Below are 22,733 nucleotides of genomic sequence, written 5' to 3'. Positions count from 1 at the left end.
AGAAAAACGGATTAATCATTCACCACAGGAGAGCGATCTTCATCGTATTTCCAATCGCGGTACTTTCTTAAGTCGGTTCTAACATATTTCAGCAGGGCAGCAAAGACAGCAGCATCGTCCAGATAACCTACAAAGGGCAGAAAATCGGGGATGAGGTCTATGGGAGAAAGTACATATACAAGAGCTCCTCCTACCGAAGAGATCACCAGCCATGGAACGTCTTTGTACCTGCCTTTATACCAATCCTGCAGCAGAGAGAACAAATCGACGAAATCCCGGTAATATTCGTTAAGGTTTCCGATGTTAAGAAATTTGGAGAACAAAGAATTCTTTTCCTTAAAAAGCTGCTTCAGTTTTGTTCGGGAAAAGGATTTTTGTCTCTTCTTTAATTCTTGATCTGCTTTCTCCTGAGAAATTCCTGACATTTATAAGCTATGTTTTTATTTCGGCTAAAATTAAGAATTTATGTCGAGTCTGGTAAACGACACGGCGCTTATAACAGAAGATTATGAATTTTGAGCCGGATTAATGGGGTTACCTAAAATACAGGAAAGCCCCAGTATGAAAACAGGAAACTTTCCCCTTACTTGCAAGGGTAATCATTTCATAGAGCCTGCCTGTCTCAAAACACTTTAGCGAGGGGCGGGCTTTTCTTCTGTTAGTATTTAGACTTTAGTCATTAGACGGGTCTCCAGGCTCTGGTCTCTTCTCTTCTCTTTTCTTTTCTCTCTTCTCTTTTGCCTCTTAATCTTTTGTCTCTTTTCATTAACTTAGCCTGAAAATTTTGTCTCTTGCGATTATTATTCCTTCTGTTTTTTATAATGTTTTCTGCTGTGATTTCTGCGCAGGAATTGCCCCCTGTAATAAATTTTAATTCCAACCTCTATGGCGGGGGAAACCAGAACTGGATGATATCCCAGGCTGCCAACGATAATATTTATGTGGCTAACAGTGCCGGTCTGCTTGAGTATAACGGAGCTGAATGGAAACTCTATCCTGTTCCGAATGAAAGCGTGGTGAGATCGGTTAAGGTGGTAGGGGAGCTTATATTTACCGGAGCCTACAAGGAACTTGGATTCTGGAAGCGCGATGAAGAAGGCGTACTTCAATATACCAGCCTGGTGCCACAATTCCCCGGAGAACTAAGAGATGGACAGCAGTTCTGGCATATTGAAAATGTGGGAGAAACCGTGATCTTTCACAGTTTTGAAGGACTTTATCTTTATGATATTCAAAAGGAAAAACTTTCTGAATTTCCCGTGCCCGACGAGGTGGTGATAAACCTGTTTGAGACGGAGGGAGAGATCTATTACCAGGTGGCCCAGGGCGGATTATATAGTATAAAGAACGGGGAACCTGAGTTGGTAATTCCCACGGAAAGTATGGGGGACGTAGAATTGATTGAAGTCTTCAAAGATGAAAATGAGCTGGTGCTGATTAGTCGGGACGCTCGGTTTTACAGATGGGATCAGGAAAAACTGGAACAATACCAGCAGGAATTAAGCAGGCAACTTAGGGGAAGAAGTATTTTTTCGGCTCTGCAGGTAGATAGGGCAATGCTACTGGGGACGGTTGAAGACGGGATCTTTCACGTGAATGAAGAGGGGGAAATCCTTCATCATTTCAATCAGGAGAACGGCTTTCTTAATAATACGGTGTTAAGACTTTTTGAAGACCGGAATAATAATATCTGGGCCGCACTGGATAATGGGCTTAATGTAATAAATCTGGATTCCCCTTTTAAAATATATCAGGACCTCTACGGTAAAATAGGGACTGTTTATACCTCCTTCGAGAATTCGGAATATTTATATCTTGGAACCAACCAGGGCCTCTATTACCGTAAAAACGGCGAAGAGGAATTTAAATTTATCGAAGGCAGTAACGGGCAGGTCTGGAATCTCAATTTTATTGACGGGGTTTTATTTTGTGGGCACAATACCGGGACTTCAGTTGTTGAAGGTATTCAAAAAGAGCATATCGCTGAGCGCTTTGGGACCTGGCTCGTCCTCGAGCTTAAAAGTCATCCCGGATATTATATTCAAGGGCATTACAATGGCTTAAGCCTGCTGAAACGTGACGGTAACAGCTTTGAGGAATTACCTATGCTGGAAGGCTTTCCGCATTCTTCAAAATTTATCGTTTCTGAAGAAAACGGAAATATCTGGGTAGGGAATGAGCATAAAGGGGTTTTCAGACTAAGATTAAACGAGGCCTTAGATGGTTTTGAGGAGATTCAGAATTATCCTTTTGAGAGCGTATCGGGAATTACCTCCAGTCTTTTTAATTTCAGGAATGAATTGTATTTCGCCACCAAAGAAAACGTTTTTAAATATCTCCCCACGGAAGATTCCTTTACCGCTGAAAATAACCTGGCTGAAATCCTAAGTGATGAAAAGCGGATTTCAGGAAAATTCGTGCGGGAAGACGGGGACGGGTTATGGGCTTTTTCTCACAATGCGCTGCTGAATATCAATCCCGACCCGTTAAGCTCGGGCTTTAAGCTTAACTCCATTTATCTCTCGGAAGAGCTACAGAACATCACCCCGGGTTATGAGAATATCACCGCCCTGAACAACGGAACCCGTCTTCTGGGGATCGCAAACGGTTATATGAAGCTGGAGAATTCTGATTTTGAACCGGGAGATTATCAGCCGCGTATAAACAGCGTTTACAACGCTGCACTGGATGAAGAACCGCAACGCCTTAGCTTGAATGAGGAAGAGCCTTTTCATTACAAGACCAACAATATCATTTTTAATTTCAGTATACCGGAATACAAGAAATTTCTCACCCCGGAGTACAGCTATCGTCTTTCCGGCTTTACCACCTTATGGAGTCCCTGGAGTGAAATTCCCAACGCCGAATTTAAGAACCTGCCCTTCGGGGAGTACGAATTTGAAGTAAGGGCCAGGATAGGAGATAAGATCGGGCCATCTGCAGCCTATGAATTCAGCATTGCCCGTCCCTGGTATTTGAGTTACACCGCGCTTATTGTCTATCTGCTTCTTTTTGCCGCCCTGCTATTTGCGGTACATAAGATCTATAAACGCAGGCATGAAAAGTTCGTGGAGGAAAGCGAAAAAGCCCTTAGAATGAAGAATCTCGAAGCCGAACAGGAGATCATAAAGCTCAAGAACAGGGAGCTCGAACAGAATATGACCAGTAAGAATAAGGAACTGGCCGTTTCTACTATGAGCCTTATTAAAAAGAATGAGTTCCTCAATATCGTAAAGGACCGCTTAAAAGATGCAGAACAATCGGCACAGGTTCGCTCGGTAGTGAAGACCATCGATAAAGAGATTAGTGAAGAGGATAACTGGAAGTTCTTCAAGAAAGCCTTCAGCAATGCTGATAAAGACTTCTTCAAGAAGATGAAAGCGAAGCATCCTGATCTTACCAGTAACGATCTTAAACTTTGTGCCTACCTGCGCCTTAATTTAAGCTCTAAGGAAATTGCGCCACTTCTTAATATTTCGGTAAAAAGTGTAGAGATTAAACGATATCGTTTGCGAAAAAAGATGGATTTGCCCCGTGAAGTGAATTTAACTGACTATATTTTGGAGGTATAAAGCTTTACATCACCCTAAAAAAACTCTACATCAACTCTACACAGGCTGCAAACATCTGTTAATGTTACATTTAAGTTCCCTCCCTGTGGTTCTTTGTACAAGCCCTGTTATTGGGAAATTTATCCCCTTTTCTTTGCAAATTCCGTAATAATACAGCCTGTATTTTGATGTGTATACTTTTTGTAAAGGTGAGTTTTTGTTCTTCTTAACAATTCTTTAATAGATTGCAGTAACAAATTCAAATATTTATTCCAATGAAGAAATTTTTATTTTCAATACTGCTCCTATTCGGCGGAGTTTTCTCGATGCAGGCACAGACCTTTACAGTAGAAGGTAATGTGACTGATGAGAATGGAATGCCGCTATTAGGGGTTAATGTACTTGTAAAAGGAGAAACCCGGGGAACTACTACCGATTTTGATGGTAATTTTTCCATTAGCGGGGTTAGCGAAGAAAACGTACTTGTTTTATCTTATGTAGGTTTTGAAACGAAGGAAGTTCCCGTTGAGGGAGAATCGTTCCTTAATATCGTTCTTAATTCTGATTCAGCAGCACTGGAAGAGGTGGTGGTGATCGGATACGGAACTCAGCAGCGAAAGGATATCACCGGAGCTGTTTCTGTAGTTTCCAGTGAGACCATTGAAGAAATGAAGCCTATCAGGTTGGAGCAGGCCTTGCAGGGTACTGCAGCAGGGGTGAATGTAACTCCGTCTTCAGGTGCTCCCGGAGCCGGGATCAACATCAACATTCGGGGGGTTGCCTCCAATAGTGTTAACGGGCCATTGGTACTTATTGACGGGTACCAGGGAGATCTTGGAACCCTAAACCCTAATGATGTGGAATCTATCTCTATCCTAAAGGATGCGCAGGCCGCCATATACGGTATTGCCGGTGCGAACGGGGTGGTACTTATCACCACAAAAGGAGGAAAGAAAGATATGGCTCCTACCATACAATATGATTCTTATGTAGGAATGCAGGAAACTTCCCGCCAGCTACCACTTTTGAATGCCACTGAATATGCTTTGCTTTTAAATGAAAGCTATGCCAATAACGGGCAGGAAATTCCTTATCCGGATGTTAGTGAGTTAGGAGAAGGCACCGATTTCCAGGATGCAGTATTTGAGACCGCACCAATTATTAATCACAACCTAACTCTTAGTGGAGGTTCTGAAAGAGTAACTTATTCAGTAGGTGCCTCTCACCTAAACCAGGAGGGGATTATTGGAGGAGATAAATCTGATTTCCAACGAAATACTGCCAGGTTCAATTTAGGAATTGATATCACTGATGAGTTCAAATTACAAGCCAACTCTATTTATACCAGTATAGATCGCCGTTCGATCAACGAGAACGGACTTGGCTCGGTATTGTTTAATGCCCTGAATATGGCGCCAACTTTTGCGATAGACGAGGAGGACCTTGATGGAAGATTAGGGAATGAAATTATCAACCCGCTTTCTCAAATAGAAAATACCTTTAATGATTATAACCTTAATAAATTTAACGGGTCATTCAGTCTGGAGTACACCCCAATTGAAGAGTTAACTTTTACTTCCCGTATCGGTTACAATCTTAGCAACAGCAAAGGAAAAGATTTTTCGCCCATAGTAGAGTACGGATCAGGGAAGGTGTTTAATGTACCCAGAAGTACGGTAAACCAGAACAGGATCAATGATAACTCTTATACCTATGACCTTTTTGGTACTTACGACAACACCTTTGATGAGACGCATCATATTACCGCTACAGCGGGGATGACGGTTATTCGTGACTGGGGTGACGGCCTGTTTGCTACCGGCTTTGATGTACCAAATAATTCCTGGGAATTTGCCGATATCAGCCTAACAACAGGTACCAATGACGGGATCAACAACGGGTCCTATAAATATGATATCCGTAAGCTTTCTTTTTTCGGAAGATTACAATATGACTATCAGGGAAAATACCTGGTATCAGGGATGCTTCGTAGAGATTCTTCTACAAGATTCAGTACTCAAAACCGGGTGGGTACTTTCCCATCATTCACCGCAGGATGGATCCTTTCAGAGGAAGATTTCCTTGCAAACTCTGAAGTGATCTCTTTCTTGAAATTAAGAGGAAGTTTTGGGGTTCTTGGTAATGATGAAGCAGGAGGCGCCGAGTTTTATCGTTCGCTCCTTGATGGGGAGGCCACTTATGTTCTTGACGGAAACCTTGTTAACGGAACAGCAATGGGTAGGATAGCCAACCCGCTTTCCGGCTGGGAGGAATCTGAAAAAACCAACATCGGGATGGATCTTCGTTTATGGGATGGCCAGGTAGAGATCGAGGCCGATATCTTCAGGGAAGACCGTAAAGATCTTTTGGTTTCAGGAATACCTGTATCAGGAATTCATGGAGGTGGAGCTCCGGGTTCCGGTTCGCCAACCATTAATGCCGGTACCACCCGAAATGAAGGTTTGGAATTCGCCATCAAATACCGCAATTATGTAAGTGACGACTTCAACTTTAATTTGAGCTATAATGCTACTTTCCTTAAGAATGAGGTAACCGCTATAAACGGGGTTGATTTCATTCCCGGAGGACAGTTTGGAGTAGGGCAGCCACAGCCTTCGCGTTTTGAGCCCGGTTTCCCAATGGGATATTTCTATGGTTACAAAACCGATGGGATCTTCCAGAACCAGGCTGAGGTGGATGCACATCCTTCTCAAAAGGAACTTGGTGCTGATGCCGCTCCCGGTGACCTGAGATATGTAGACCTGGATGGAGACGGGGAAATCACTCCCGATGACCGAACCAATATTGGAGATCCTATTCCGGATGCTACTATGGGAATAAACATAAATGTAAATTATAAGAATTTCGATTTCACGGCTTATACCTATGCTTCTTTAGGGAATGATATGGTAAGAAACTATGAAAGAAGTCAGCCAAACGTAAACCGTCACGCTTATGTGATGGATCGATGGAGAGGCGAAGGGACCAGTACTACTGTTCCAAGGCTTACTTCCGGGGCAACCTCGAACAGAGTGCTTTCAGAATTTTACGTGGAGGATGCTTCTTATGCGAGAATCCAGAACATACAGCTGGGATATACCCTTCCTGAAACCTTGGTTTCTTCTGTAGGTATCCAATCATTGAGATTTTATGCAGCGGTAAATAACCTGTATACTTTTACTGATTACAAGGGATTTGATCCTGCTGCATCAACCGGCGAGCCTATCGGTGGAGGAATCGATTTTGGTTTCTACCCTGTACCGCGTATTTATATGGCCGGACTAAACTTAAAATTCTAAAATACTGAGCGATGAAAATATATAGTTTAAAAATTAAATCCGTTCTTCTGCTGCTGGCTGTGATCACATTCACCGGCTGTAGCGAGGATTACCTGGATAAGACCGAGGAGTATACTATAGACTCGGAGAATTATTTCAATTCTGAAGATGATTATTATAACGCTCTTATCGGTGTTTATGATATCCTTCAATCCACTTATGTAAATGTGCTTCTGGGCGAGATCGCTTCAGATAATACCCTAAGTGGGGGAGAGAGCGCTACCGATGTTATCGGTTTTCAACAGGTAGATGAAATGTCACACACCCCAATTAACGATAACCTGGATGATGTGTGGGACTGGAACTTTGCCGGAGTGCAACGTGCCAACTATATCCTGGAATTTCAGGATAAAACCGATTTTGAAGGTAAGGAAACTATCATAGCTGAAACCAGGTTCCTGAGAGCCTATTTTACTTTTGAACTGATGAAATGGTTTGGTCCTATTCCTATCAAAGGGGATGAGCGTTTTGTACTTGGTGATGAGCAAACTATCCCAAGGGCTTCAAGAGAAGATGTTTATAACCAGATTGAATCTGATCTTCAATTTGCTATAGATAATCTTGACTACACCGCACCGGAAACAGGGCGTGCAACTAAAGGTGCTGCTATGGCCCTGAAAGGAAAAGTACACCTGTTCCAGGAAGAATTTGATGACGCTGCAAATGTGCTAACCACATTGATCGATAACGGTCCTTATGCACTTTCAGATTTTGATATTCTTTTTGAACAAGAAGGCGAAAATAACGAAGAATCTGTCTTTGAAGTTCAATATACCGGAGAAGAAGGCGCAGGCTTTGAATGTCTTCAGTGTAGCGAAGGAAACGTAGCTGTAGGATTCCAGGGAATTAGAAACTATAGTGGACCTTTGTTTGAGTCAGGCTTTAGTTTTAATGTTCCTACCCAGGAAGCTTATGATATGTTCTCTGATGATGATATCAGGAGAGACCTATCAATCCTGGATATAGAAGCCTGGGCTGCTGAAACCGGAGCTTCATATGGGGAAGGTTACAAACATACCGGATATTTCAACAGGAAATATCTTCCGCGCAAAAATGACAATATGGGAGATGCAAACCTTACCCAACCCAATAATTATCGCGCGATTCGCTATGCTGATGTATTGCTAATGGCTGCCGAGGCTCTTAACCGAGGTAACATCAATGACCAGCTTGCGCAAGACTACCTGAATGAGGTTCGCGAAAGAGCAGGTTTAAGGGAAGTGGAAAATTCAGGGGATGCACTTACTGAAATCATCTTCCAGGAAAGAAGAAAAGAATTAGTAGGAGAAGGACACCGTTTCTTCGACCTGGTAAGAACCGGAAGAGCAGCAGCCAACATAGACGGCTTTACTTCAGGGAAAAACGAAGTATTCCCTATTCCGCTAGAAGAAATAGAATTTTCTCAGGGTAACTGGGAGCAAAACCCCGGATACTAAAAAATAAAGATTATGAAAAAATACTATAAAATAATTTTTGCTTTACTGCTCACGCTACCATTTATAAGCTGTGAGAGTGATGACGATTCCCTGGTTGACCTAAACCAGATCCAGGAACCGGCCAATTTAGGAGCTATTTTCCAGATAACCCAGGATAATTCAGGCCTTGTAAGCATTACCCCAACGGGGGAAAGCGCTAATATGTTCAGCATTGATTTTGGAGATGGAAGTGAAGCAGCTTCTGAGATCAGGCCGGGAGAAAGTGTAGATCATGTTTATGGAGAAGGCGATTATGAAGTAGCCGTAACAGGAACCAATTTAAACGGAAAAACTTCAACCGGAGTACAACCACTAACGGTTTCTTTCCGTCAACCTGAAAATCTGGAGGTGGTTATTACCAAGGATCCTGATGGGTATTCTGTTACTGTTTCAGCTTCAGCAGACTATGCGACCAGCTTCGATGTGTACTTTGGCGAAACTGAAGACGAGGAACCCACTGCGCTTATGCCCGGTGAAACTGTCACTCACACTTATGCAGAAACTGGTACTTATGATATGCGAGTCGTAGCCCTAAGTGGTGGTGCAGCAACTGTTGATTATGAAGAAACTGTAGAAATGAGTGGACCAGTTCCTGCTCCTACTCCTAATAAATTACCTGAAAGTGTTATTTCACTATTCAGTGATGCTTATACTGATGTCCCAGTAGATATGTGGATCACTGAATGGTCAGAAGCCGAACTTGAAGAAACGGATATTGATGGAAATGAAATCAAGGTATATTCTAGTTTGAATTATGTTGGAGTTATAACTGAAAGTACTCAGATTGATGCAACCAACATGACTCATTTCCGTACTGATATTTTCTCTCTTGATGCAGAAACCTTCAGAGTAAAACTTGTAGACTTTGGACCTAACGGTGTCTATGACGGAGGTGGTGATGATGTTGAGCATGAAGTGGTAATAGAAAATCCTGCACAAGGTGAATGGGTGACTTTAGATATACCTCTAGAAGACTTCACAGGATTAACCACCAGAGCACATATCTCGCAAATAGTATATTCAGCAGCACCTGCGGGTGAAACAACTGTACTTGTTGATAATGTATTCTTTTATGATGACAGTGTACAGGTACCAACTTCGCCTGTTATTGCTGCTCCAACCCCAATTCACGTTGAGGAGAATGTAACGTCAATATTTAGTGATAAGTATTCAGATCCGGCAGGAGTTGACTATTATCCAGATTGGGGTCAATCTACAACGTATGAAGAGGTCTCTGTAAATGGAAATGCGGCGATTAAATATGGCAATGCAAATTATCAGGGAATTGATATTGGTGAGGATATAGATGTAACTGCATTTGAATCTGTTCACATTGATGTCTGGTCCGGAGATTATTCCTCAATTCCATTCTTCCTTATTTCTTCTGGTTCAGGAGAAAAAAGTGTAAACTTGGATGTAACTCCAAATCAATGGAACAGTATTGAAATTCCCTTGTCTGAATTTACCAGTCAGGGCCTTGATATAAGCGATATTTTTCAGTTCAAATTTGATGTAGGAACTGATCCCGGTGGTACATTTTATATTGACAACCTTTACTTTTCTTCTGAGAGTAATGCAACTACCGTTACATTACCGGTAAGTTTTGAAAATTCATCTTTGACCTATGCTCTTACTCCTTTTGAAGGCGCAGAAACTGCAATAGAAACCAATCCCGTCCCTGGAGGTATAAACCCTAGTAGTACGGTGGTTAAATTCACTAAAACTGTTGATTCTCAACCTTGGGCAGGAGCCACACTCGAACTTGAGGCGCCTATAGACTTTTCATCTACTACGAAAATCAGTGTGAAAGTATATTCTCCTAAAGCCGGGATTCCTGTATTGATGAAACTTGAAAATAATACTGATAGCAATATTAATAGTGAGGTATCTGTAATGACCACTAAGGAAAACCAATGGGAAGAGTTAGTCTTCGATTTCTCGAGTGTGGGAATAGATACTGCGCAGGAGTATGGAAAAGTGATCATGTTCTTTGAATTTCCTGGAGAACTACGGGGTGATGGATCAATTTACTATTACGATGATATTCAACTTACGAATTAAAAATAATTAGAAATGAAAAATATACTTAAGATAAGTCTCTCGGTTTTCATGCTGGTCTTTTTTATGGCCTGTACCGATGACGATTACGATATAGGTGAGATCACTGCTCCTACCAATCTTCAGGTAGAGACAGCTATCCTTGGGCAATCAGAAGATATGCCTGATGGAGACGGTAGCGGGGAGGTAACCTTTACTGCAACAGCTGAGGGTGCCATGACCTATAAATTCATTTTTGAAAATGGAACTGAGGTAACCACAGCCAGTGGGGTTTATACGCATCCATTTTCCGAAACCGGTACCCAAACACATAATGTTAAAATAATAGCCTATGGTCCCGGCGGGACTGCCAGTACTACAAGCGTAGAGGTTGAGGTGTTGGTAACTTATGAGCCACCGGCCGATCTACTTGAAAAATTAATTGGAGATGGTGCTAAAGAATGGCGTATTAAAGCTGAAGCTGCCGGTCACTTTGGTCTGGGCCCTGTAGGAGGAAATACACCTACGGAATGGTATGGTGCTGGTCCAAATGAAAAAGCCGGAGTTGGAATGTATGATGACAGATATATCTTCGAAGAAGATGGAACTTTTGTTCATATTACCGATATCACTAATGATGATGCTTCAGGTACTGTATTCGGAAGAGACCCATTGGTAGATCAATTAGGAGTTAGCTGTGATTGTGAAACGGAGGGTGCAGATGTGCTGAATATTCCATTCGATGATTATACCGAAAACTGGTCAATCTCTGCGCCAGGAGGTAATGAAACCATTAACCTTACCGGAATAGGCTTTATAGGTTATTACATTGGCGGAGATCACCGATATGAAATATTTGATCGCTCTGTACCTAATGAACTTGTCATTAGATCTACAGATGGGAATGGAGAATTCGACTGGTGGTTTATTATTACATCAGAGTCTGAAGATGAATCAGGCGAAGAACCCGAAGAGGAATTTGAATCAGAGTACGATGAGTTGCTTTGGGAAGCCGATTTCGATACTGACGGGGACCTTGATCCTGCAGTTTGGAACTTCGAGACCGGAAATGGTGATAACGGCTGGGGTAACCAGGAGTCTCAATACTACACCGAAGATAACGCGGTGATAAGTGGAGGGAACCTTGTGATTACCGCCAAGGCTGAAGACACTGAAGGTTTTGATTATTCTTCTTCAAGAATAACTACAAAAGATAATTTTGAATTCACTTACGGAAGGATCGAAGCCAGAGCCAAGTTGCCGGAAGGCGCAGGGACCTGGCCCGCGATCTGGATGCTGGGCTCCGATTTTGATGAAGTTGGATGGCCGCAAACCGGAGAGATCGATATTATGGAACACGCCGGAAACGAACAGGACCTTATTCATGGTACCCTTCATTACGAAGGTAGATCTGGTGGAGATGCCGATGGCAATACCATTACGGTTGATGGTGTGAGCGACGATTTCCATATCTATACCGTAGAATGGACCGAAGATCATATAATCTTCCTTGTAGACGGTGAGGTTTATCATACTTATGAAAACAATCCTGATTCCCCCTTCAATAAAGACTTCTTCCTCATCCTGAATGTAGCGATGGGAGGAACTTTTGGAGGCGAAATTGACCCTGATTTCGCGGAATCTTCAATGGAAGTAGATTACATCAGGGTATTTCAATAAACTTTGAGAATTAGCCAGATTTTCTGGTTGCCAAAGAACCTGGACACCCCCGAATAATCGGGGGTGGGACCGGGCTCAGGATGCACTGAACTGAAAATTTCCGCAGAGGAAATTTCTCAGAAGAGGTAACCTATAAAATAATTTAAGATGAAAAATATACCCCTGATGTTCCTTTTCCTTTTCGGAAGCCTTATGGTTACGGGACAAAACTCAGAAATACCCAGCTCGGTCAAAAATGTGGAATCAAAAGTTGATTCGGTGCTATCCTTAATGACTCTTGAGGAGAAAGTAGGCCAGCTGGTGCAATACAACGGCAGTTGGGACCTTACCGGTCCGGCTTCTGAAATGGATAACAAACAAAAAGAAGAAAATATAAAGAATGGCCGCGTAGGCTCTATGTTGAACGTACTTTCGGCAGAAGCCACCGCGGAAGCACAAAGGCTGGTAATGGAAAATTCCCGCCTTAAAATACCTATGATGTTTGGCTATGATGTGATTCATGGCTATAAAACGATGTTTCCTGTTCCCCTGGGAGAAACTGCCAGCTGGGACCTTGAAGCAATGGAAGAATCGGCCCGGATTGCCGCATTGGAATCTGTAGCCGATGGTGTTAACTGGACCTTCTCTCCAATGATTGATATTTCCCGTGATGCCCGTTGGGGTAGAATTATGGAAAGCTCAGGTGAAGATACTTATCTCACCTCACAGGTAGCCGTAGCGAAAGTGAAAGGCTACCAGGGAAATGACCTGGCCGATGAAAAAACCATTGCCGCCACTGCGAAACATTTTGTTGGCTACGGTTTTGCCGAAGCGGGACGTGATTATAATACAGTGCATATAGGAGAGAACGAACTTCATAATACGCTGTTGCCTCCCTTTGAAGCTGCGGCCAAGGCCGGAGTGGCAACAGTAATGAACGCATTTAACGATATTGACGGTACTCCTGCCACAGGGCATAAAGTACTGCAAAGGGATATCCTTAAAGGCGATTGGAACTGGAATGGTTTTGTGATTTCAGACTGGGGTTCTATAATTGAAATGGTAGACCACGGTTTTGCAAAAGATAAAAAACATGCTGCAGAAATCGCCTTGAATGCCGGTAGTGATGTGGATATGGAAGGTGGAGCCTATGAATCCAGCCTTGTGGAACTATTGGAAGAAGGAAAAGTTAGTCAGGAAGATATAGATGATGCCGTTAGGAGAGTGCTGAGAGTTAAATTCAAAATGGGACTTTTCGACGATCCTTATCGTTATTCCAATGCTGACCTGCAGAAGGAAGTTCCTTATGAGGAGCACAGAGAAGTTGCGCGCGATGTTGCCCGCAAGTCTGTCGTACTTCTGAAAAACGAAAAAGAATTACTTCCGCTGAAATCTTCAGTAAAGAATATTGCGGTTATCGGGCCATTGGCCGACGATAAAGATTCCCCAATAGGAAACTGGAGAGCACAGGGAGAAACCAATTCGGCTGTATCGGTTTTGGAAGGAATTAAAAATGCTGCCGGTAGTGATGTGAAAATTAACTATGCGAAAGGCGCAGACCTGGGAATTGGAGAAAGAAGTTTCTTAATGCCCCTGGAGATCAATACCACCGACAGATCAGGATTTAAGAAAGCAATCAGAACCGCTAAAAAAGCCGATCTTGTAGTGATGGCCCTTGGAGAAGATGCATTCCAGGCTGGAGAAGGCAGGAGCCAGGTGAATATTGGTTTGGCCGGATTACAACAGGAATTAATGGAGGAGATCTACAAGGTGAATCAGAATATCGTTTTGGTGCTTATCAACGGAAGACCACTTGAGATCAGCTGGGCTTCAGAGAACATTCCGGCCATCGCTGTGGCCTGGCAATTAGGGACTGAAAGCGGAAATGCGATCGCCGATGTGCTATTCGGAAAATATAATCCGTCAGGGAAATTACCGGTTTCTTTTCCAAGAGCGGTAGGTCAGGAACCTCTGTATTACAACCAGAAAAGCACAGGACGTCCCTCCAGTGAGGAGCATGTGACCTATTCTGCTTATACTGATGAGAGAAATGATGCGCTCTACCCATTTGGTTTCGGACTTAGTTACACCGATTTCGAATACGGCGAGCTTAGCCTTTCTTCAGAAGAAATGGAAGCAACCGGAAGCATCCAGGCCAGCGTAGAACTTACTAACACAGGAAATGTAGAAGGTAAGGAAATCGTGCAGCTTTATATCCGTGATCTTGTAGCCAGTACTACCCGACCTGTGAAAGAGCTTAAAGGCTTTAAGGCAGTGACCCTTGCTCCCGGCGAGAGCAAAAGCGTTGACTTCACTATAGATGAAGAAATGCTGGAGTTCTATAACGCGAATAAAAAATGGGAAGCGGAAGCCGGAGATTTTGAAATCTTCATCGGTGGAAATTCCCGGGATCTTAAGAAAGCTGAATTCACCTTAAAAGAAAGAGAAGTGGTTTTTGAAGATCATTTTGAAGGTGATGAGCTGGACATGGAGCATTGGAGCTACGAAGAAGGCGATGGTTGTCCCGATCTTTGCGGATGGGGGAATAACGAACGCCAGATCTATAGCCGCGACTATGTGCGTGTTGAAGATGGTAAACTGATCATAAAGGCAGTTAAAGAAGGCGACAAGTATTTTTCAGGAAAGATCAATACTAAGGATAAGGTAGAGTTTAAGTACGGCAGTGTTGAGGTTCGAGCTAAACTCCCCGATGGTCACGGGCTCTGGCCGGCGATCTGGATGTTAGGAAACAATATTAGCGAGGTAGGCTGGCCTGCTTCGGGAGAGATAGATATTATGGAATTTGTAGGCCGCCAGCCGGATACCCTTCATAATGCCCTGCATACCCCGGCAAGCCATGGAGAGACCGAAAATATTAAAAGTACTCCCGTTCCCGGAATTACAGAAGATTTCCAGGTGTTCAGAATGGACTGGAGCGAGGATGCGATCGAATTCTTTATCAACGATGAAAAGACCTATACTTTTTCTCCTGAAGTAAAGAATGATGAAACCTATCCTTACAATCATCCCTTCTATCTGCTACTGAACCTGGCAGTGGGAGGAAACTTTGGAGGCCCCGATGTAGACGATTCTATCTTCCCCAGGGAATTTATAATCGACTATGTGAAGGTTACTCAATAAAGAAAAGGGTCAATTAACTGAATTTTTTGACTTTAACCCTGCAGGCTTTGGTTTGCAGGGTTTTTTTATTGGTAAAAGCTTATTGGTATTATAAATTGAAGGAATTCTTTTTTAATACCTTTGATGGTTCATACTGCCCTATATGAACAATACCGAATTTGAAGAAAAAGAGGAGATTAAAAGACTCCAGACCTTACTTTCCTATAATATCCTGGATAGCCCCTTCGAAAAAGATTTTGATGAATTAGCCGGGTTAATCGCGCTTGTTTGTGAAGTGCCCATAGCCATTATCTCTTTGATAGATGACAAAAGACAATGGTATAAGGCCAAGGTTGGGATTCCTTTGGATGAGGTGCCAATTGAAGAAACATTCTGCCAGTATACTGTGGTACAGGATGAATTGTTGGAGATTTCTGATGCCCTTTTGGATGAACGGGTAAAGGAAAATCCTAAGGTGAAAGCAGAGCACGGCATTCGTTTTTATGCGGGAATGCCATTAAAGGCTGAAAACGGTTATAATATTGGTACGGTTTGCGTGGTTGGAGATAAACCGAAGAAACTCACCAAAAAACAAAGAAAAGCCTTGAAAATGCTTACCAGGCAAGCGATGCACTTGATGGAAGCAAGAAAAATGAATAAAGCTTTGGGTACCGAACTCAACGCTATTCTGGAGGAGAAAGTGTCAGAAACTCAAAAGAAGCTTGAATTAAAAGAGACTGAAAACAGGGATTTGATGAGAGCTATTCGTAATTCCAGCGGGGTGGTTGAGTTTACACCCGATGGCAATATAATTTCAGTTAATAATAATTTTGAAGAAATTTCGGGCTATAAAGAGGGAGAGCTTTTGGGTAGACAATACGAAATATTAATTCCTTTTGAAGATTTGACTGAAAACAGTAAATTATGGGCAACTCTCAAAAGAGGTAAATTCAGGACTGGTAGATTAAGAAGAATACATAAGAATGGGGAAGAATTTTATTTGCAGGCAACTTATAATCCTATCCATAATTTAGAAAATAAGCTGGTTAAAATAGTAATGATCTCCCAGGACATTACCCGGGAAATTGAAGCCGAATTATCCCTGCAAAATGCTAAGGAACTTGCCGAAAATCTCAATAAGCAAAAAGATAATTTTATCGCAAATGTTAGTCACGAGATAAGGACCCCCATTCACGCGGTACTGGGTTTTACAAATCTTTTATTAGAAAAGGAAAGTAATGACCAGAAGATAAACTACCTGCAATCGGTTAAAACTGCCGGGGATTCCCTGTTGTATATTGTAAACGATATTTTGGACCTTTCTAAGATGGAAGCCGGGTTGCTACAAATCGAAGAAGAGATTTTTGATGTAGAAGAGGTGGTCTCCAAGGTTTCTGCAATACTTCATCTTAAGGCTCATCAAAAGAAAATCGGTTTAATCCCTCATATTGAGCCCGGGGTTCCAAAACTTTTAATGGGTGATAAAAATCGGCTCTCTCAGATTCTAATCAATTTAATAGGGAATGCTATAAAATTTACTTCAGAAGGGAATGTAAAACTAAGGCTAAGCTCAAGGAAAACAAACGGGAAAGTACAGTTAAAATTTAAAGTCTCAGACACGGGAATTGGAATTCCGGAGGAGAAAATAGAAATTATTTTTAAACGCTTTACCCAGGCTGAAGAAAATACTTCGCGTAATTATGGAGGCACCGGGTTGGGACTAAATATCTCTAAACAACTTATAGAAAAACAAGGGGGCGAAATTAGAGTTGAGAGTGTTGTAGGCAAGGGAACCGATTTTATTTTCACCATTCCCTATAAACCTGCAGTACTAAGCAAACTCCCTGGAATGGAGTCAAAGCCTGAAATTCATGAAAATCACGACAGTGTCCGGATTCTTGTTTGTGAAGATAATGAGTTAAACCAGCGCCTGGTAAGAGCTATTTTAAGCGAAAAAGGTCATGAAGTAGATATTGTTGCTGATGGTGAAAAAGCGCTAAAATACCTTGAGGAAAACATTTACGATCTTATTTTTATGGATTTACAAATGCCTTTAAAAAACGGGTATGAAACAACTATGGCGATTCGGGAAGAACTTAAGTTGCAAATTCCTGTAATTGCCCTTACTGCTAACTTTATGGTTTCTGAAAGACAAAAGTGCCTGGATGTAGGGATGAACGATTATCTAAGCAAACCTTTTGAAAGGCAGGAATTGCTTTCTATGATCGATGAATGGACTACAGCTTCTTCAAATAAAAAATCTTCAGGAAAAATTGAGAGAAAATTCCCAAAGGTGTCCCTGGCAATTCTAAAAGAACTTTCGGGCGGGAACAAAGAATTTGAGGAAGAAATGATCGATACTTTTAGAAAACAATCTCAGGAAATCCTGAAAGAAATGGAATTGGATTTCCAGGTTGAGAATTATAAAAATTTAGCCAACAATGCCCATAAGCTCAAAACCTCTTTTGGAATTGTAGGCGCCGATACCACCACCTTAAACAAACTCGAAAAATTGGAATTAATTCCGGTAGATAGCAATGAAACTGCTGCAAATTTGAAAGCATTAAAATGGCAGATCCAGGAGATTTTTAATATATTGGAAAAACATAGTTAACGCCCCAATTATGAATGTTTTGCTTGTGGAGGATGATGAGATGCTGCAAAAATCACTCGCCTACTTCTTAAAATCCAACAAATATCAGGTAACCGATTTTGACAATGGTCTGGATGCAATAGAATTTATTGAAACCAGAGCTGATAAAATAGATCTCGTGATCACCGATCTAAACCTTCCGTATGCGGGAGGACAGCAGGTTATCCATGCGACGCGTACTTTAAAAGAGATTAATATTCCGGTTATCGTTCTTACCTCCTCGGGGGTGGAAGCTACCGAACTGGAAGTTTTTGACCTCGGCGCAGATGAATTTATCACCAAACCCTTTAGTCCTTCGGTTTTATTAAAGCGAATTGAAAAACTAATTTCCTGAAATTGAAAAATTTGACACGACTTCTGTTTTTAATCTTCGTGTTGGGTTTTAGTTTTAAGTTTCAGGCCCAGCAAATAAAAAATCCCGATTCTTTATTCCAGGTTTCCAGAGTTTATGCTGAAAGTGAAAATTATACCCTTGCTATAAATCAACTTGAAAAATTAAGCGCTGCATTTCCTGAAAACGAAGATTATCATATCTATTTGGGTCGTCTTTATTTCTGGAATTCAGATTATGAAAAGGCCAGGTCTAACCTTACCGATCTGGTAAATCAAAATTCTCCAAACGCTGAAGCATTAGATATATTGATTCAGATAGAACTGGCATCAGATAATGCAGAAGCACTCCTGGAGAATTCAGAAAAAGGGATTGAGGCTTTTCCGCAGCAAAGAGAAAAATATCTTTTAAGCAAAGCCTTGGCCTTAGAGCAATTAGAACGCGACAAAGCGGCTTTATTAAACCTGGAGGGAATCCCCAAAACTGCCGAAAATTATAGCGATGCCGCATACCTGAAAACCCGACTCCTTAAAAAGCAAAAGAATATTCTTTCGGTGGGCTACCTGCACACCGAAATAGAAGATGCTGATCCCTGGCAGCTTGGACATTTTGAATACACACGAAAATCAGATTTCATTCCCTATAGCGTTCGATTAAACTATGGAAATGTTTTTGGAAAAGAAGCCCTTCAGGGGGAAATAGATCTTTATCCAAAAATAAGTGAAAACAGTTATTTGTATTTAAATGCAGGAATTTCAAATGAAAGTCCGGTGTTTCCCGAATTCAGATTTTCTGCCGAATATTTTTATAATTTCAGCATTTTCAATACTTCGCTGGGCCTACGTTATTTAGACTTTACCGCGGCAGAGGTGACGATGTTTACAGGCTCTACGGCTGCTAATTTTGGAGAATATCAAATTGGATACCGGGTGTTTTTAGTTTCAGAAGAAAAGGAATGGTTTCCGTCACATAATATTCATCTAAAAAAATCCTTTTTGAACCGCGAATCGCATATTCAGCTCGATTTACAATACGGGCGAATTCCATATTTCTATGTAGTGACTGCCCAGCTTTCTGAAGTAAATTCTTACCGGGCAGGAATAAATATTCGCTATCGCCTGGGCGATAATTTCTTTATTCAGCCTATTCTCATGTACGAACGAGAGGAGTTTTCACCAGATCGTTTCCGGAACAGGTTAAATGCTCAACTCATTTTAAGCAAGCGATTTTAATGATGGATCTGGAAAAATTTGAGCTTGAGCCTATTTCGCTGGAGAGTTTTATCATCGGGCTAAACCTGGTGATCTTTCTGGTTGCAGTTTCTTTCTTGATGGTGACTTTTATAAAAAGACTTAAACGGATAAATGAGGATAAGCGAAAGAAGGAATACCAGGCAATATTAGACAGTGTGCTTTTTGAATTTCTCTTCGATGATAAAAAGGTTGAAGAAGTAATTAAAGCCGAAGCTTTTAAGAAGAATCTGAATTCGGTACTTTTTAAACGTGTAGCGATTAGATCGGTGCTCTCCCTGCATCAGAGTTACAGCGGAAATTACAGCAGGAAACTGGAAGAGTTTTATGAAGCCTCAGGCCTGGTGAACTATTCCCTTGAAAAATTGAATGCGTCTTCCTGGACCTATATTGTAGAAGGAATACGAGATCTTTCGGGAATGAATTTTCAAAAGGCTTATCCAAGAATTGTTTCTTATAAAAATCACGATAATAAAATGGTGAGGACCGAGGTTCTTTTAGGTATGATAAAGCTCAAGGGAATTGGCGAAATCCTGAAGTTTAGCAGTTCAGAGCTTTATATGAACGAATGGGTGCAGAGTAATATTTTGTACACGGTTAAAAAACATAAGATCGGGGCGCCATCCAATTTGTTGGAATTACTGCAAAGTAAAAATCGCTCGGTGGTTTTACTCGCGGTTAGGCTTATAAATTATTACAATTCCATTGAACATTACCCTGCGCTTTCAAAATTTTATCAGCAGACCAAAGACGTAACTTTAAGAAGAGAAATCGCGGGAGCACTTAGAAAAACCGAACAAATAAGTTAGCTATGACCGGCATTGAAGCATTAGATATTTTCATTGATATTTTTAATTACCTTATCCTGTTTTTCGCAGGTTTGGTGATGCTGTCCTATATTGTTTTAGCAGCAATATCCGGATTTTCCCTTAAATCTTATCTTCGGAAAAATCGCTTCGTGAATTACAATGCTCTACTGGCTTTGGAGAGTGCACCCAGGGTGTCTTTGATCGCTCCCGCTTATAATGAGGGAAAAACCATTGAAGAAAATGTGCGTTCGCTTTTAGCGATAAACTACAACAATTTTGATGTGATCGTGGTGAACGACGGGAGTAAGGATAATTCCATTCCGGTTTTAACCAAAACCTTTGATCTGGTGGAAAGCGATATGGAGTATAATCCAAAAATTGCGACTAAAAATGTAAAAGCGATTTACAGATCCTCCAATCCTTCTTTTTCCAAATTAATTGTAGTAGATAAGGAAAACGGAGGGAAAGCCGATGCTCTCAATACCGGTATAAATGTTTCTACAAATCCTTACCTGGTATGTATAGATGTAGATTGTATAATGGATAAGGATGTTCTTCTAAAGCTGGCCAAACCTTATTTGGAAGCTTCAGATAAACGTATTATAGCCACCGGCGGCGTGGTGAGAATTGCTAATTCCTGCGTGATCAAGGCTGGGAAATTAGTGGAAGTAAAAGCTCCCGGGAATTTCCTTGCCCGGGCCCAGGTAATAGAGTATTTACGCGCTTTTATTTTGGGAAGAATGGCCTGGAACAAACTTGATGGATTGTTAATTATAAGCGGTGCTTTTGGAATGTTTGACCGGGAGATCGCCATGAGAGCCGGAGGTTACGATACGACCACAGTAGGGGAAGATATGGAGCTTATTGTAAGGATGCGAAGGTTTATGATAGATAAAGGAGAAGATTATGCCGTGCAATATATTCCAGACCCATTATGCTGGACGGAGGCCCCTGAATCTTATAAAATTTTGGGAAAGCAACGAAGCCGGTGGATGCGAGGCACTATGGAAACTTTGTGGAGACATAAAAAAATGATGTTTAATCCAAAGTACAAATTGTTGGGCTTATTAAGTTATCCCTATTGGATGTTTTTTGAATATTACGCACCAATTATTGAGATGATAGGGATCTTAATTACGATTTTATTGGTTGTTCTTGGGATCATAAGCTGGAAATTCTTCTTTCTATTCCTATTGCTGGTTTATTTATATGCAGTAATGTTTTCTATGATCGCCCTTTATTCTGAAGAGGCTACTTTTCAGCGATATGAAACCTTGAAGGATTTGCGAATGTTAACCAGCGTTGCGCTGTTGGAACCCTTGATTTTTCATCCGTTTACCGTGTACGCAGCGATAAAAGGAAACTGGGAAAAACTAAGAGGGAATAAAGGTTGGGGTGAAATGACCCGCACCGGTTTTGATAAAAGACCAGGTTAATAAGTCTTCGCAGAAAGCATCTCTATTGCCCCGGATTTAACCCTTCCCATAAACCGGGACAATAAAACTCCCATTCAGAAATTCTTCAGGGTCGATCATACTTTGTAGAACTAGCCCTTTTTTATTTGATTCGAGAATTATCAGGGCGCACTGGAGTAAGCCGGCAGCGGTGGTGGTCTGGATAGCCCTTAAGTTATGTTTCCCTACCTGCAGGGGCAGAATGTGTTTTGAAATCTCGCGTCTTTGTAAAGTTCCCGAGCTATCCTTTCCTTCTACCGCGGCATACAATACGATCTGGTCGTTTTCTAGGTTTGGGATGACGGATTGCATGATCTCCTGTAGCTTCTTCACTGCTTCAGGGCCTTCTCCGGTGTTTTTTAATTGTTGCTCCAACCAGGCGTAATGTCCCGGATGCCTTAGGGTTTTGTAGTCAAGGCTGCGTACCTTTCCCGCCAGGGCATCGGGAAGATCTGCTGCTCCACCTGAAGTCAGGTCTTCTTCATAAGTTAATCCTTCTATGATGATGCGTTCCCGCTCCGAAAGAGGAGAAAGGCTTGTCTTTTTGTAATCGCGCAGCACCAGAGCATTGTTCAAATATTCGGTTGCTACGCCCACGGGGCTCCAGGTGAAACCGTAATAATGTGGGGAAACAGCATTCTTTGTGAGTGCGCCCACTTTAAACTCCAGTTTGTCAACTTTTTCTACTTCAAAATCTTTGCAGAAATCTTTGTAAAGACTCATGGCCAGGATATTGATGTACCCGGGAGCGAGTCCGCTTTGCAGGACGAAACCGGAGCCTGCATCGCGGGCCAGTTCCATGATCTCTTCAGTTTCTGCTACATATTCAGTTAGATTCACATAATGCAACTTATAGTCCTTGGCCAGTTTAGCAATCTTTGGAGCCAGGCTGCCCGGCAAGCAATCCAGGATGATATCTGCTTTTTGCAGGATGGCTTTCATTTCTTCGGTCACTTTATCTTCCGGGAGATGAAAGGCCTCTATCTCACAAGTTTTTGTGGTTCCTTCTCTAACCCATTTGACTAATTCCTGAGCATTAGAGAGCGTACGGTTTCC

13 protein-coding genes are annotated in these 22,733 nt (G+C 41.8%); 11 read left to right on the top strand and 2 right to left on the bottom strand.

What is annotated here, in order from left to right; translation table 11 throughout:
* Window positions 1-11: 11 nt before the first annotated feature.
* Window positions 12-425 carry a YkvA family protein gene (locus tag ACESK1_RS05445; RefSeq protein WP_372918708.1) on the bottom strand — a complete coding sequence of 138 codons (414 nt, stop codon included), beginning with the start codon at window positions 423-425 and terminating at the stop codon, window positions 12-14.
* A gap of 366 nt (window positions 426-791) precedes the next feature.
* Here ACESK1_RS05445 and ACESK1_RS05440 point away from each other — a divergent pair, with 366 nt between their 5' ends.
* The 11 genes from ACESK1_RS05440 (at window position 792) to ACESK1_RS05390 (ending at window position 21,659) form a co-directional block, all read left to right on the top strand.
* On the top strand, window positions 792-3,572 hold the full coding sequence (locus ACESK1_RS05440) for a histidine kinase (protein WP_372918706.1): 2,781 nt from the start codon (window positions 792-794) through the stop codon (window positions 3,570-3,572).
* 254 nt (window positions 3,573-3,826) lie between these two features.
* A complete protein-coding gene (locus ACESK1_RS05435) occupies window positions 3,827-6,850 on the top strand; it encodes a SusC/RagA family TonB-linked outer membrane protein (RefSeq protein ID WP_372918704.1) in 3,024 nt (1,007 codons plus the stop codon).
* Between the two features lie 11 nt (window positions 6,851-6,861).
* Window positions 6,862-8,325, top strand: coding sequence for a RagB/SusD family nutrient uptake outer membrane protein (locus ACESK1_RS05430; RefSeq protein ID WP_372918702.1), 1,464 nt, complete (start codon window positions 6,862-6,864; stop codon window positions 8,323-8,325).
* Window positions 8,326-8,337: 12 nt separating this feature from the next.
* Complete coding sequence (locus ACESK1_RS05425) at window positions 8,338-10,425, top strand: hypothetical protein (RefSeq protein WP_372918700.1); 2,088 nt, start codon at window positions 8,338-8,340, stop codon at window positions 10,423-10,425.
* A 12-nt stretch (window positions 10,426-10,437) separates the two neighbouring features.
* Window positions 10,438-12,081 (top strand): family 16 glycosylhydrolase, encoded by a 1,644-nt coding sequence (locus ACESK1_RS05420; RefSeq protein WP_372918698.1) that lies wholly within the window; start codon window positions 10,438-10,440, stop codon window positions 12,079-12,081.
* Window positions 12,082-12,228: 147 nt separating this feature from the next.
* Window positions 12,229-15,201 carry a beta-glucosidase BglX gene (gene bglX, locus ACESK1_RS05415; protein WP_372918696.1) on the top strand — a complete coding sequence of 991 codons (2,973 nt, stop codon included), beginning with the start codon at window positions 12,229-12,231 and terminating at the stop codon, window positions 15,199-15,201.
* A gap of 142 nt (window positions 15,202-15,343) precedes the next feature.
* Window positions 15,344-17,794, top strand: coding sequence for an ATP-binding protein (locus ACESK1_RS05410; protein ID WP_372918694.1), 2,451 nt, complete (start codon window positions 15,344-15,346; stop codon window positions 17,792-17,794).
* Window positions 17,795-17,804: 10 nt separating this feature from the next.
* Window positions 17,805-18,167, top strand: coding sequence for a response regulator transcription factor (locus ACESK1_RS05405; protein WP_372918692.1), 363 nt, complete (start codon window positions 17,805-17,807; stop codon window positions 18,165-18,167).
* Window positions 18,168-18,169: 2 nt separating this feature from the next.
* A complete protein-coding gene (locus tag ACESK1_RS05400; protein ID WP_372918690.1) occupies window positions 18,170-19,396 on the top strand; it encodes a YaiO family outer membrane beta-barrel protein in 1,227 nt (408 codons plus the stop codon).
* A complete protein-coding gene (locus ACESK1_RS05395) occupies window positions 19,396-20,223 on the top strand; it encodes a hypothetical protein (protein WP_372918688.1) in 828 nt (275 codons plus the stop codon). Before ACESK1_RS05400 ends, ACESK1_RS05395 begins: the two co-directional genes overlap by 1 nt.
* 2 nt (window positions 20,224-20,225) lie before the next feature.
* The gene (locus tag ACESK1_RS05390; protein ID WP_372918686.1) at window positions 20,226-21,659 is read left to right on the top strand and encodes a glycosyltransferase; all 1,434 of its coding nucleotides are present in this window, start codon (window positions 20,226-20,228) and stop codon (window positions 21,657-21,659) included.
* Window positions 21,660-21,695: 36 nt separating this feature from the next.
* On the opposite strand, the gene ACESK1_RS05385 is transcribed toward ACESK1_RS05390, so the two are convergent.
* On the bottom strand, window positions 21,696-22,733 hold a 1,038-nt coding region (locus ACESK1_RS05385), incomplete at its 5' end, for a saccharopine dehydrogenase family protein (protein WP_372918684.1).

The organism is Salegentibacter sp. (assembly GCF_041642575.1).
GTDB lineage: Bacteria > Bacteroidota > Bacteroidia > Flavobacteriales > Flavobacteriaceae > Salegentibacter.
This window is presented reverse-complemented; position numbering and strand designations above follow the sequence as displayed.